General features: G+C 35.9%; 10 protein-coding genes. 1 reads left to right on the top strand and 9 read right to left on the bottom strand.

Annotated elements, in window-relative coordinates:
* The 9 genes from ACQUQZ_RS25085 to ACQUQZ_RS25045 form a co-directional block, all read right to left on the bottom strand.
* A partial coding sequence (locus tag ACQUQZ_RS25085) for an alpha/beta hydrolase-fold protein (RefSeq protein ID WP_435357974.1) occupies positions 1-1,224 on the bottom strand: 1,224 nt, incomplete at its 3' end.
* 31 nt (positions 1,225-1,255) lie between these two features.
* Positions 1,256-2,485, bottom strand: a complete 1,230-nt coding sequence (locus ACQUQZ_RS25080) for a glycosyl hydrolase family 8 (protein ID WP_435357973.1) — start codon at positions 2,483-2,485, stop codon at positions 1,256-1,258.
* 48 nt (positions 2,486-2,533) lie between these two features.
* Positions 2,534-4,087 (bottom strand): glycoside hydrolase family 43 protein, encoded by a 1,554-nt coding sequence (locus tag ACQUQZ_RS25075; RefSeq protein ID WP_435357972.1) that lies wholly within the window; start codon positions 4,085-4,087, stop codon positions 2,534-2,536.
* Between the two features lie 75 nt (positions 4,088-4,162).
* A complete protein-coding gene (locus ACQUQZ_RS25070; protein WP_435357971.1) occupies positions 4,163-5,833 on the bottom strand; it encodes a glycoside hydrolase family 43 protein in 1,671 nt (556 codons plus the stop codon).
* 19 nt (positions 5,834-5,852) lie between these two features.
* Positions 5,853-8,312, bottom strand: a complete 2,460-nt coding sequence (locus ACQUQZ_RS25065; RefSeq protein WP_435357970.1) for a glycoside hydrolase family 95 protein — start codon at positions 8,310-8,312, stop codon at positions 5,853-5,855.
* Between the two features lie 273 nt (positions 8,313-8,585).
* A complete protein-coding gene (locus tag ACQUQZ_RS25060) occupies positions 8,586-10,025 on the bottom strand; it encodes an AAA family ATPase (RefSeq protein WP_435357969.1) in 1,440 nt (479 codons plus the stop codon).
* Between the two features lie 106 nt (positions 10,026-10,131).
* On the bottom strand, positions 10,132-11,535 hold the full coding sequence (locus ACQUQZ_RS25055; protein ID WP_435357968.1) for a RepB family plasmid replication initiator protein: 1,404 nt from the start codon (positions 11,533-11,535) through the stop codon (positions 10,132-10,134).
* 744 nt (positions 11,536-12,279) lie between these two features.
* The gene (locus ACQUQZ_RS25050; protein ID WP_435357967.1) at positions 12,280-13,206 is read right to left on the bottom strand and encodes a hypothetical protein; all 927 of its coding nucleotides are present in this window, start codon (positions 13,204-13,206) and stop codon (positions 12,280-12,282) included.
* A gap of 4 nt (positions 13,207-13,210) precedes the next feature.
* Entirely contained in the window at positions 13,211-14,167 is a 957-nt protein-coding gene (locus ACQUQZ_RS25045) for an AAA family ATPase (RefSeq protein ID WP_435357966.1), read from the bottom strand.
* A gap of 200 nt (positions 14,168-14,367) precedes the next feature.
* Between ACQUQZ_RS25045 and ACQUQZ_RS25040 the strand changes: the two genes are divergently transcribed.
* Positions 14,368-14,664, top strand: coding sequence for a hypothetical protein (locus ACQUQZ_RS25040; RefSeq protein ID WP_435357965.1), 297 nt, complete (start codon positions 14,368-14,370; stop codon positions 14,662-14,664).
* Positions 14,665-14,727 lie beyond the last annotated feature (63 nt).

Raw genomic sequence — 14,727 nt, 5'->3', positions numbered from 1 at the left:
ATATTTTTTGATACGAATATCACCATGTGGAACATCTTTTAAAGCATAAAATCCGCCATCTTTATATGGTATTTCAATTCCACTGGCTTGGCGACCCATGCCATAGAAAGTTTCGCTTGCTGGGTCAACCACGGCAACGCCATCAATAATTAAAGAATAGTAGTGAAAGCCTCGGCTGATGACATCGGTTGTTACATTCCAAAATCCACTGGTGTCTTTTACCATATCGTATTTTTTACCCAAATCTACTTGCACTTTTTGTGCTTCTGGTGCTTTTACTTTAAAAATTACTCTGTTATCTGGCAAAATTTGAGGGTATTTTGCATTACGAACATTGGTAGTGGCAGGTGTTCCTAAAACCGAATATTGCTCCAAAGAAGAATTATCAACGGGTTTAAACAAAAACTGAGAGAACATATATAAACCATTTTTCCAAACTTTGAAATCATGACCACCTGCTTCTAAATAATAAATATGCGGAACGTCGTTTTGGTATAAATAATCGTGGGTACGTTTACTAAAACCAATGAGTCCATCAGCATCACCACAAGAAATAAAAAGTAATTTTAATTTCTGCTTTGCTACCTCTGGATTTGGCACTAAGTCTTGAGGTAATTTAGTATTTGGTGCCGAAGAAAAACCTCCTACCCAAGAAAATTTATCTAAATTTCCTAAACCAAAATTTAGTGACTGACCGCCTCCCATCGAAAGCCCAGCGATGGCACGATTATCTTTGTCGGTTAATGTTGGATAAGTCTTCTCGATAAAAGGTATGAGGTCATTTAATAAATCCTTTTCAAAAGTTGTAAAAGCTTCAACCTTGTCTTTATCGAAGATGTTACCTACCGCACGGTCGTCTTTCATAGCACGTCCATTTGGCATAACGACTATCATAGGTTGGATTTTTCCTTCTGCATAAAGATTATCCAAAATATTTTGTGGATTTGCTCCTTTAAACCACTCCAAATGATCGCCACCAATGCCGTGTAAAAGATAAAAAACTGGGTATTTTTTCTTTTTGTCGAAACCTGGTGGTGTATAAACCAAGGTTTTACGCTTATTGCCTACAGTTTTTGAATCGTACAAAACGGTGTCTATTTTTCCTTTGACAATGCCTGACTTTTCTTGCTCATAGCCTTTGGGCATTTCTTTTTCCATTTTTTGTGCGAAAACCGAACTTCCACACAAAAAAAGACCAGCTAATACTGATAGTAATTTTTTCATAGTTTTTTAGATAAAAGAGGTTAAATAAATTTTATTTTGCGGGTTCAATGATTTTATAATTGCCACTTAGGTGCATCAAACTGAATAAATACATCAACCCATCGAAATAGGGGTCGAAGTATCCATCTTCGTAAGGTTCGAGTTTGGCATTCCAGATAGCTTTCACAAAATCATTACTTTCTTTTCCTTTATTAATGAGTGCGGTAGTGGCTGTCGTAGAAACTAAACCAATCGAATGGCGAAGTTTTTTGACTGGCCCAGCTTGCAAAATGAATTCTGGCTTTGAACCATCGAGATTAAACTGGTCATCGTACGTATCTAAGCCTTTTGACCGCAAGAAATTTTGGAATCTTTTGGCGTAATCTAATTGCCATTTTTTGTCTTTTCCGTACCAAGTATAATCCATCGCAATATTCATGGGTACTCGCCATGAGTCATATCTAAAACCCGGTGGCATCCACCGAGTTGGGTGCGGAGCTCCACTAAACTCGGTATAATCTGAATTTAGTGCAGTTACAGGATGACAAGCTCGGTGCAAAAATGCTCTTGATGTATCGGCACAGGCTTTGTAAAACTCTTCGTGGCCATCCTTGGCATATTTTGCCCAAACTTCCATAAAAGCAGGCAAGTGGTAAGATGGGTCAGTCCATTTGTAGTTGGCACCTTCTGGAACAAAACTTATTTGTTTGGCATCGGTGTTGATGACGTTGTAAATATTTCCAGTACCGTCTTTTTTCCACATGTTATCTAAAATTCGACGGGCTTCTTGGTAGTAATTGATACCCGTTTCGTTACCCCATCGGTTGGAAGCAAACAAAAGACTGGTTACAAAATAAAGTTCTCCGTCAGAAGCAGAACCTTGTGAGTTTTTTTTCTTAGTTTGAGGATTGATACTCCACGCAAAATAAGCCTCTCTTGGCCCACTTTGGTGCTGAGAATACTTAACCGCCCAACGCCAAATTTTATCAAAAACTTCTTTTTTGTTTAATTGAACAGCCACCATCATGCCATAAGACATTCCTTCGGAGCGTGCATCTTTGTTTTTTACGTCCGAAACATAAGCCAAAGAGTCTTCTTCTTCAAAATAAACTTTGTTTGGACCTTCAAAAACATCATAATATGCTTTTTTGAGTTTGGCATCAATGTCTTTTTGACTATAACCCATCTCCTTGAACACATTTCGATAGCGAACTTTTTGTGCTAAACTCACCTCAGAGATGAGTAGTATAAGAAAAAAAAATATACAATTGAATATTTTCATTTTGTTTCAGTAAGTATTTTAAAAGTTAAGGAGAAATATTTCTAGGTACTACTTAATCCTAAACCAATCAAAGTCAGCAAAGCCACCCATATTCTTGGTGGCGTAATTGAAAAGCCCAAAACGATAACCCATAAAATGGGGAAGTGTATAAGGCATTTTCAGAGGTTCTCCTATTTTTACCCAAGATTTTCCATCTAAGCTGTAGAAGAAATGAGCAATATCGGCTCGGTCTTTAAAATTACATTCGGTTTTGAAGTAAACGGTACTTTGTGAAACTCGAACTTTCTCAATTTCAACAGCTTTACCACCTTTGGTACTCACCATTACGATCGATTTTGTACCATTCTCTATTTTTACACCTACGACACCATAATTTTTTTGGAGTAAACCCAAGCCCGCAAAATCTCCTTCTTTCATATTTGATACTTCTAAAGATATAGACCCTGTACTTTCTGGGCCAATCGTGCGTTGGGTAAGCGTATTTTTTGCTGAAACAAATGAGGTATCAATTCTTCCTGTTTTGAGGCGAAGAAAACCTTTACGCTCAGTAACTGACCAAAGTGAATTATCGGGATTGTGATTCCATTGCCAAACCAATGGTAACACTGGCTCACCTTTTTTTCGAGTAAATTCATCAGAATTCACGAGATTTGGAATCAGGCTTTTATTCGCAGGAAGGTTTAGTGTTATTGGTACTTTACCGTTTTCACCCAAAACTGGCCAGCCGTCTTTCCACTCTACAGGAACGTAATAAGGAATACGCCCTACGCCACCATAATCACGGAAAAGGTAGGAAAACCAACGTCCATCAGGCGTATCAATCAGTCCGCCTTGAGCTACACCCAAATCTTGTAGAGCCAATCGGCCTTCCCATGGCCCAGTGATTTTGTCGGCTCGATGAATAAGCACCGTTCGCATTCCGCCACGCGGCCAGCAGATATTGAACAGGTAATATTTGCCATTGTGTTTGAACAACTGCGAGCCTTCAGCCTGCAACATAATCGGTGCATTGGCAGGAGCAGAAGCATTTTCAATCAGAACTTTTTCTTCTGTACCTTCCATTCTTCCACTCAAATCAGGCTTTAATTCTATGATTTTGAGTTTTCCTGCTCCATAAATGAGATAAGTTTTACCATCGTCATCAAAAAAAATACTATGGTCGTGATAGGCAGGGGCAAATGATTTTTCATTCCAAGGTCCTTTGATATTTTTGGAAGTATAGATATGTGTTTTGCCCGATGTGGCCGCAAAAGTGCTGACCATAAATTCGCCATTATGGTAACGAATACAACTCGCCCAAGAGCCTTTACCATAGGTATTTTGACCATTCATGAGGTTCATGGCATCGTTTTCTACCAATCTATCATAACAATAGCTTTCGAGTTTCCAATTCACCAAGTCTTTTGAACTCATAATTGGCAGCCCTGGACTCATGTGCATCGTAGTGCTACTCATGTAATAAGTATCACCCACTCGAATCATCGAAAGGTCGGGTACATCAGCATGGATGATTGGGTTGTAAGCTGTCTGTTCTTGGGCAAAGCTTTCTTTTCCCAAAAACAAACTTATAAGTGTTATGATACCCAATATTTTAAATTTCATTTTTTTTATTCTTTTCAGATATGGTCGAAATCACCATTAGTTATTTAAAAAGACTCTTAATTTACCTTTGGCAGATTATTTCAAAACCTCATCATTGCCACTATATTTCAAATACTTAAATGTTGCGGTATTGTCTGATTTTTCGCCATTTGATGTAGCATACAGGGCAAAAACATTACCTATAAAACCACCTGAAACTCTGGTAGATAGATGCTTGCCATCTTGGTTTTCAGCCAAAATCTTAAAGTCTTTGCCATTTTCTGAAATGGCAAAATGGCATTTATCTGCATTATTGGTTATGCGTAGCACTAATTTTCCATTGCCAACGGGTAGCGTATTAATTAACTCTACGTCTTTTTTGCGATGAACACTCTTGTATAATTCTACCTGAGTTTTACCATCTTTGATTGATTTTGCCAAAAAATAGAAATGACTTTCGTCTTGATAAATCACTAAACCACCTTTCTCTTTTTCAGATTTTGGCGAAAAAACAAGTTCAGTTTCGGCAGTACTATTCATGTGTTGCTGGCGTTTGGCTACAAATGACGGGTTTCCGAGTTCTGAAATGGTTTCTGACTTGAGTTTTAGTGTAAGTCCATTTTTAGAAGTTTTGAACGAACTACTATCTACCGTTCGCAAATGCATCATCGAAAGGTCAAGGCCTTTGTCAAATTTCATAGTATAAGAAAAATTGCCGTTTTGAGGCAAAGCACCTTTTTGTTTTACTTCTTTGATGTTGGTTTTGTATTTGTATTCGATGGCTTTTTCGCCGTGTTCAATCATTGGCCAATCGTTCACCCAAGTGAGCGGAGCGATAAACATTTCACGACCTGTATTGTAATAATCACCTTCATAAGGGCGAACAGCCAAGAAAATCGAGTACCAATTTCCATCTGGTCCCTCAATAAACTGGGCGTGTCCTGCCGAAGTAATTGGATTTGGGCGTTCGGCTGGTAAGCCTCTTTGTGTCAAAACAGGGTTGCCCTCAAACGGCACGTACGGTCCCCAAATATCTTTGCTACGCAATGCCACTTGTGAGTGATTTACTGATGTTCCACCTTCGGCACAATATAAAATATACCAATCGTTTCGTTTCAAAATGTGTGGTCCTTCAATCCAAACTGGCTTTTTAGTAATATCTACTCCACCGTTTATCAATTGCTTTTTCTCGCCAATAGTTTTTAAGTTTTTGTAATCAAACTCATACATTTGCACAGTGCGGTGGCCGGGGTAAAGTGGTTTATTATCAGGAGCGTCACTGTTGTAAACCACATAGGCTTTATCGGTGGCTTCGTCGAAATAAATAGATGGATCGATGCCTCTTACTTGCGGAAGTTTTACGGGATTACTGTAAGGTCCAGCAGGGTTTGTGGCAGTAACCACAAAGTTACCATCGTGGTCAATATCAGTACAAGTAACGTAGTAAATACCTTTGTAATAAGTAATGGCAGGAGCAAAAAGCCCACGGCTCATACGCTCGCCCATAAAATCCATCTGCGACGGACGGCTGATTACATTGCCAATTTGTTTCCAGTTTTTCAAATCACGGCTGTGCATAATGGGCAACCCTGGAAAATATGAAAAAGTAGAGTGTACGGAATAATAATCTGCCCCCACTTTTACAATACTTGGGTCAGGGTAGAAGCCTGTTAATATAGGATTGGTAAGGGTTACTTGTGCTAATGCTAATTGCACACAACAAACCAGTACGTTAATACTACAAATTTTTGATACTGTTTTTAACATTTTAATCTTTGTTTATTCGTTATTTTAAAAGTATTAAAGTGATGATTTGTCCTTCTTGAGTGGCAATATCATACAATTTAGTTACTGCCAAGCTTGGTGTTTTTATACTGGCTTTTTCTGAAATGATTGGTTTGGCTGTTTCGTTAAGAAAATAAAATGGATTAGAATTATCGCCTTTTGCCTCTTTTAATATAGTTCCATTGGGAAGTTTTAGTTCATTTGGTAAACGAAGTCTCAAATTTCCACCAAGAGAAGACTTTATAACCAATTGTATGAGTTTTGAATCTTTCCACACCATTTCTATTATCTCAAAACCACCTCTGGCTTTTAAGCCACTAATGCTACCCGAAGGCCACACATCGGGTAGTGCAGGTAATAAATGAATCGCTCCGTCGTCGCTTTGCATGAGCATTTCGGTAATGCCCGAAGTACAACCAAAGTTTCCGTCAATCTGAAATGGTGGGTGAGCATCAAAAAGATTATTGTATGTTCCACCAGCACCACGCTCGTTGCCGATTGGTGTAAGCTGATTTTGAATCAATTTATAAGCGTGATTTCCGTCTTGGAGTTTTGCCCACCAATTTACCTTCCAGCCCATGCTCCAACCCGTCGAAACATCACCACGATACATCAATGAGTTTTTTGAAGCCTCAAAAAGTTCAGGAGTCCGATAAGCTGATATTTGATTGGAAGGATAAAGACCATATAAATGTGAAATATGGCGGTGCTTGTCATCGGGGTCGTCTATATCATCGAGCCATTCTTGTAATTGATTGTGCTGCCCGATGTGCATAGGTGGAAGTTTGGCTTTCATGGTTCTTAAAGTGCCAATAAAAGAAGCATCTTTTTTAAGAATCTGAGCCGCACGAATAGCGGTGTTGAATACATCGAATACTATTTGATTATCCATCGTAACGCCTGCATCGAGCGAAGAACCATCATGGGCTGCAGGAGCATTTTCGGGCGAATTGCCAGGGTTTACTACCATCCATTTGTATTTTGGGTGCTCTACCAAAAAATCTACGTAAAACAATGCCGCACCTTTTAAAGCTGGATAGACCGAAGCTAAAAATGCTTTGTCGCCGGTGTAAAGATAATGTTCCCAAAGGTGCTGACTCACCCAACCACCTCCAGCAGTCCACATACCCCAAAAAGCACCATCAATAGCTCCCGTAGCACGCCAAATATCTGTATTATGATGTGCCATCCAGCCTCTTGCACCGTACATATCTTTCGCTGTTTGTTGACCAGTTATCGACAAATCTTTTACCATTTGCAGAAACGGCTCATGTAATTCCGAAAGATTTGTTTTTTCGGCTGGCCAGTAGTTCATTTCGGCGTTGATATTGATGGTATATTTGCTATCCCACGGCGGACTCAGTCGATTGTTCCAAATACCTTGCAAATTGGCAGCTTGTCCACCTGGCTGAGAAGATGATATTAATAGATAGCGACCAAATTGATAATATAAGCCGACCATCTGTGGGTCGTTGGTATTTCTAAAATTATTCAAGCGTTCATCTGTAGGTAACTTGACGGCATCAGTGGTGCCTAAATCAATTTTTACTCGATTGAAATATTTTTGATACCCTTTGATGTGTTCGTTTTTTAGATTAGCAAAGGTTTTTCCAAATGCTTTATTCATGTAATCTTCGGCACGTCTTTCTTCATCTCCGCTGATGTCGTGGTAGTTATTAAAGTTGGAAGCAATCGAAATAAAAATGGTAGCTGCAGTTGCTCCACTAATACTCAATGAAGTATCGGTTTTAGCTATTTTTCCACCTTCCAATTTGATTCGAGTGATACCCTTAAACTCAACCATACCTTTTACACCATCTTGGTCGCTGGTTGTACCATTGATTTGTAAGTCGAGATTTTTGACCGAAAATCTTTTTATTTTATGCGGAGAACTATAATTTGTCGTGAATGCGAGTGAACCTGCTTTGCTGGCCGTTAATTTCACCACAATCACTCTATCGGCAAATGAAGCGAAAGCTTCACGAGTATAGGTTATGCCATTGACCACATACGAAGTTGTCGAAATGGCTTTTTCAATATCTAATTCACGGTAATAGTTGGTGTAGTTTTGGTGTCCTTCAAAACTGAGGTTCAGATTACCAACGGGTTGAAACATTTGTCCATGCGATTTTTTGGTGATAATCGCCTTATTGGCCAGTTTTTCGGCTTCTTTATGATTTCCCTCAAAAATCATTTTTCTGATTTCGGGAAGTGCAGCCAATGCTTCTGGATTATCATTTCTGTTTGGGCTTCCACTCCAAACCGTGTGTTCGTTGAGCTGAATTATTTCTTTTTCAACATTCCCATAAATCATAGCCGCTTGGCGGCCATTACCAATCGGTAGGGCATTTTCCCATTTTGTACCCGATGGCTGTTTGTACCAAAGTTTAAGACTTTGACTACTTTGGGAATAGCCAAATTGTGTTAATAGTAATAAACAAAAACTAAATATTTGCTTCATAAAAGTAATTGGGTAGGATTCTAATACTTTTGATTTTTATAATGTGTCAATATAACACAAATTTAAATGAAATTATTTATAAATTTTATACAAAAAAACATAAAATTTATCCATTTAGTTAAATACTTTTTTTGTATATGTTTTTCAGCTTTAATCAAATTGGATTAAACGTAATGATTTAATCACATTTAATCATTAATTCGTTAATATCAAATGATTTTAGCAGTATCCAAAATTTACAATTAACATATTAATTTATTAAAAATCATACCCTCATTTCCCTTCAAATAAATCATCCATAGTAATTTCATTTTGTACTAAGGCAGCAGAATATGTATTTTTTTCCACACCATAAGTGGTTATCATCGTTAAGAAGACCGATTTCTTCGTTTGGGTAGCATCTCTAAAAATATTTACTTTTTCACGAAGTTTTTCTGAATATTCTTTATCAATGATGAATTTACTCATTGAAAATTTGGCCTCACAAATATTTATCACTTGATCCCTCCTATCTATGAGTAAATCTATCTGAGCAGCTTTTTCACCATAACTTCCTTTCCATGAACTATCACTTGATTGAATCCCACTGATACCTAAGGCCTTTTTTATCTGGTAAGTATGACTCAAGCATATTTGCTCAAATGTAAACCCTTGCCACGTTCTATGCAACGGATTATCTAACAAGTTAATCCAGACGTTGTCACCTCTGTATTTATTGTCTTTAATAAATCTGAAGTAAAATGAAGTATAAAAATCAGAAAGTCTAAAAATTGTATTTTTGGCTTTGCCATCAAGCGAGATGTAAGAAGTGATAAAACCACTCTCTTCAAGGTCATTTAATACTTTGGTCAGTGTACCACCAGAGGCGACTTTCGATAATTTTATTATTTCACCACGCTGTAATCCTTTAGTCTTAGTCGATAGTGTTTCTACGATAGTTTCATAGATTTTATGCTTACGAAACAACGAGCGGTATAAATTAGAAAATTCATTACGAAGTAAACTTGATTGCTCAAAAAACAAATTTTGGATATTTTGAGTGGCCGATAAATCTGATCTTATTGCATCTAAATAGTAAGGGATTCCGCCCAATGCCATGTAGAGTTGAACAATCTGATAGCGGTCAAATACACCATTTTTTCTTTCTAATAATTCTTCCGTTTCTTGCAAACAAAATGGATTAATCTTTATTTTTTGAGTCACCCTATTATGAAGTCCGCCTGTATTGTTTATTAGCTCATTAATCATCCAAGCAGCGGCAGAACCACAGGCAATCAATAAAATATCTTTTCGATTACTCGCCCAGCTATTCCAAAAGTGTTCGAGTCCCATTACGAAATCAGATTTTTTGGTATCCAACCACGGCATTTCATCAAAGAATATAATCTTTTTTGTGTCTTTTTCAATGCCTTCCAAATAATCAATTAATCGTTGAAATGCCTCAAGCCAATTATTTGGAGCATGTTCATAAGAAACTGAGTGCTGTCTCGAAAGCGATACATGAAAATTGAAGAGTTGTTGTGAAGTATTTGCGTTGGCCAAACCCGATATTTGAAAATCAAACTTGTACTCAAAAAACTCTCTTATCAGAAAAGTTTTGCCTACCCTCCTCCTACCGTAAATAGCCAAAAACTCCGATTTTGGGCTTTCAACTATCATTTGTAATTGTTGCAGTTCTCTTTTTCTTCCAACTATTAGTCCTTTATTTTTCATAATCAGCCAATTTTAAATTAAATTTAAATATTTTGGCTGATTAAAAAAAATATTATCAGCCAAAATATTTAAATACTTCTATTTTTGAGCTGATTCTATTTATAGTTTACAAAAGACCGCTTATTTTTTGTTCAAAAAGTAGGCTCAATTCTTTAAATTCTTTAGAAAATTTATTTTCGAACCAATCCATCATTAATGCTCCAAAACTACCGCCGAGTTTGTAATTATAAATTAACTCTTCACTGCTACCGGGTTTGATTTCTGGTAAATTTGTTTCGTAGTGTTCGAGAGCAATTTGAATAATAAAAGGAGGATTAGCTTGCTCACGAAGAGATTTCAACTCAGCAGTGAATTCCGCAGCTAAAGTTTTATTTTCTTCTAAAAGCATTTCTATTAATTTCAATTTTGATTCGCTAAAATCTTGTCTTAATTGTTCAAGTTGTTGTTCTTTCGAGAGTTTAGCCTCTTTAATTTTGTGCTCTTCTTTTAGCTTTTGCTTTTTTACTTCTTGCAAATTTTTCTCCTCTTGAATTGGGTCAAAAATATCAGGCTGAGACATCATCGACTGTATAAATCCCATTGGGTTAGCCACCGTCTGCCCTACTTGCATCAAATTTTTTACGAGTATAATTCGTGATTTTATGTAGTCTTCAGGGTAAAGTTTCAACCATTTTTGTACTGTCTTAAGGTTAGCTCCTTTGAAATCTCTAACCATAGAAAATAACTCGCGTTCGATAAGGTTCAGAATATCAGTATCAAGTTGCGGTAAATCCTCTATTTCTTCTTCATTTCTTGAATCAACAACTGTACTATTTTTAAAGATATGAAACACCAATTCCGAAATTTGTTTTCCGTATTTTATTTCTTCAAAGGTAAAGCTGATATCAGTGCTTTCTTGCAGGTCTTCTTGAGCTTTTAAAATTACTCTTTGTTTGAAATTAGCATAAAGTGGATATTTATCCGAAATATCAAGCATCTCTTTCAGTTCTTTCACACTAAACCTTCTTTTACCAATTCGCTCGTATTGTTTTAATAATTCATAAATTCTGACTGAAAACGAACTCTGAATTCCCAATACATTCCGAATATCATACATTAAGTATTGGGTTTGTAGTTGAAGCAAAAATGGTTTCATTTTTGGGTGAAATGAAATATCAACATAATTGCCGTCTTTCACAAAACTATCAACCCCTACTGCAATATGTGTTTGAAATTCCTTTAAACCTTCTGGGGTATCTCTGATTATTCTGATTTCCTTTTTTGTAAGTCCTTTCGCTCCATCTTTCAGCATTTTGTAGGAATTCTTGTGAGATAAGCCAAAATCCTTAACGACATCTTTCAGATATATTCGGTATTCTTTAAAGTCTTCGTCATCTTTTTTTATCATCGTGAGCATTTTAGTAAATACTCGTGTTTCCCAAATATCAAATCTATATCTACCTTCAACTAAATCATTTGATTTTCTAATGAGTTTGATGGAACCGCTTCCTTCGTTTTTATCTTTTTTCATTATAATTTAAAATAAAACAAATATAACAATATTTTTCAATGTGTTATATAATCCTCATAAATGTTATATTTAGTCAATGAAGCTACGAGTTAGTTTTTTAGAATATATTTCCCCACTTTTGTTATAGAAAGATTTAAAAATCAGACAAATCCCCATTTTTGTTATAGTTTCCCCACTTCTGTTATAATAATCCCCATTTTTGTTATACTATTCCCCACTTTTGTTATACTATTCCCCACTTTTGCTATAGTAATCCCCATTTTTGTTATAAAAAGTCTCATAAATAACTGATAATGAGCTACTTACATCAATGGAAAGTATTTAAATAAAAAATAAAAACAAATTAAAGCATCAAAACACTGATGTTGTTTTTTTTTAAAATTTTCTTTTAGAAAAATAATAGATAAAATACGATTATGAACTATTTTATTTTAAAGCTAATTATTCCGATGCCCCAAAAATGTTATATTTAGATTGGTATAACACTTTTGGGGATTATTATAAGCGTGCTTACTTAAGTACCGTTAAATTATAATATTACAGGGGGCTTCAACACAAGATTCATGTGAAATACATTATTCAAGATGATTTACACATGACAAAATTAGGGTATAAGAAAGACTTGATTTACTAGTTAATTAAACAGCCCCGTTTTTGTTATAGTTAAAGTATTAAAATCATTGTTGTTTCTATAACAAAAATGGGGCAATATACAATTGCCCCTACCCTATTCAAACATCGAGACTATTTTAAGGTTTTGAGAATATCTTTGGCTGCTTTTATTAAATCTTCTAAGTCAGATTTTTGCTGAGTTTTTGAAAACTTTTTGAGAATATTATTGATAAGTTCGACTTGTTGTTGAATCGGATTATCGATACTTAAAGAAATGGTTTTTGTGAGGTTTTGGATTTCTTGAACTGTTGAAATTTGACTTGTAATGTTAGTGTTTTTACCAAGTTCTTGAATCAAACCTTTTTCTATCTTTTCTGCTCCAGTCAAAATTTTGTTTCGTAAGTCAGAGCTGAGTTTCTCAAGACCTTTGGCAAATTCAGCATCTCTTTTAATCGTTTTGGCATTTACTTTATATTCTTCAGCGAGGCGTTCGGCGGTCGAAATTCCCGAAGGGACAAAATGTCCCTTCGGAGAATTGTTAGCTATTTTTTTTGTATTTTCCTCCGAAGGGACAAAATGTCCCTTCGAGAGATTTTCGGTTTTGTCGGACTTCTCATTATTATACCTCAAGCCTCTAAAATAGGCAATTTGCGTAGGACTAAGGTTGCGTCGGCCCAGTTGTAAATTAATCATATAGTCCTTTGCATCTTTAAGTGAATCAAAAGATAATTGATAAATTTCAAAGGGTAAATGATGAGTTGTACAAATTTTAAAGCGGTTATGACCATCAATCAGAACATAGGCGAGTTCGTCGTCTTTAGAATATGGTAGATTTAAAACTTTCTTATTGGCTTGCCAGAGTTGAAGGGGACTTTGACAGCCATACTCTATAATATTACTTTCAAGCTGCTTGAATTCATCTTCTAAAAGCGGTGGAATTAAGCTACGAAGTTCATCTAAAATAATAATATTTTTTCTGATTGTATCAGCTTGTAATATATTACTCGAAAGAGCCTGTTTGGTTTTGGCGGCAAGAATATCTTTTATATTTGTTTTCATCCGATTATTTTACGATTTGTAAGTAAGCAATGTATTCATCGCAGAATTCTTTATAACATTTTGCCGCTTCTGAGCCTTCTGCAAATTTTGCAATAGCATTTTGTGCAATCTGAGATTTCTGAAAATCAATTAAATGTTTAATTTCAGACTCAAATATTTTTACATTAGCCACTTCTTCTTTCACATGGGATTTGATGCCATCATGTACAGTATTACGCTTTACCATTGTAAAAACAATACCATCAATAACTAAGGTAGCATTTAAGTCACGTCTGACTTCAGAAATTTTGCCCCAAATAGAATTCAAGCCTTTAACGGCTGACATTTCAGGTAGGAGGGTGATTAGACAACTTGAAGAAGCTGTTAAGGCTGAAATTGTAAGTTTGTTTAATGATGGTGGACAGTCGATAATGATATAGTCATAGTTTTCGAGTAAGTGACTCATTCTATTTTTTAACCTAAACTCACCACCAGTAAGCTCATGAAAACGCATTTCGACATTCGCCAAATCAATGTCAGAAGGAGAGAGGTCTAAGTTTTTGTCGATATTAATAACTGGGAAAGTCGCATTATCGAGCAGAGCGTCAGCTACTTGTACTTCTGGTAAATCAATGCCAAGTACTTGGCTCAGGTTTCCTTGTGGGTCAAGGTCAATTAATAAAACTTTAAACCCCATATTGGCCATCGCTTCACCTAATGAAACGGTGGTTGTAGTTTTCCCAACGCCACCTTTATGATTGACAACCGAAATGACTCTTGCTTTTTGATAGAGTGTAGGGGAGTAGCCGTATTTTGTAATGACGGGCAAAAGTTGATTCAGGTGTTTTTCTGGAATTGCTCGACTTTCATTCAAGGCTCTGGTAATTGTTTGGCGAGGAATTTCAGCTTCTTTTTCAAGGGTGCTGACGGATAAAGCAGGGTTATGCCTTATAAATTTTAGTATTTGTTCTTGGTGGCTCATACTCAGTTAAAATTTTACCCAAATTTAATACATTTGTGTAAATAAATACCCAAATCATTGTTTTTTTTAGAAAGATAAGTTTTTGTCATGTATTCTAATTATTTGAAAGTTCTTTAAAATAATTTTGTTGATTTTATAACGAATTTATAATGTTATAATACCAAATATTGTTAAATTTGTAAACTAAAATATATATAGTTATGCCTACTCTCGACCGTAGTAAATTCAAATATAACGCTAAAGTTTTTGAAAAAACTTGTTTGTACTGTGGAACCGTTTACTTTGCCAATCGCTCAACGGCTAAATATTGCTCATCCACTTGTCGTGGTTATGCCAATCAAGCTAAAAACCTCAACGAAGCAGCTCCGTGGAATGAAGAAGACCGTACGGTTGACGCTCTGCTTTCCCAAGTAGCATATTTAAAAGGGCAGTTGCAACAATATGTAAATGAAAATTCAGAATTGAAAAAAATCATTTTAGAAATGAACAAACATTGACAAACTATAGCTGTATTCAAAGGAAAACAATACAAATTAAACTCAAAAGTTCTTCAGCATTAT

This window comes from Emticicia sp. SJ17W-69 (genome assembly GCF_051209875.1).
GTDB lineage: Bacteria > Bacteroidota > Bacteroidia > Cytophagales > Spirosomataceae > Emticicia.
This window is presented reverse-complemented; position numbering and strand designations above follow the sequence as displayed.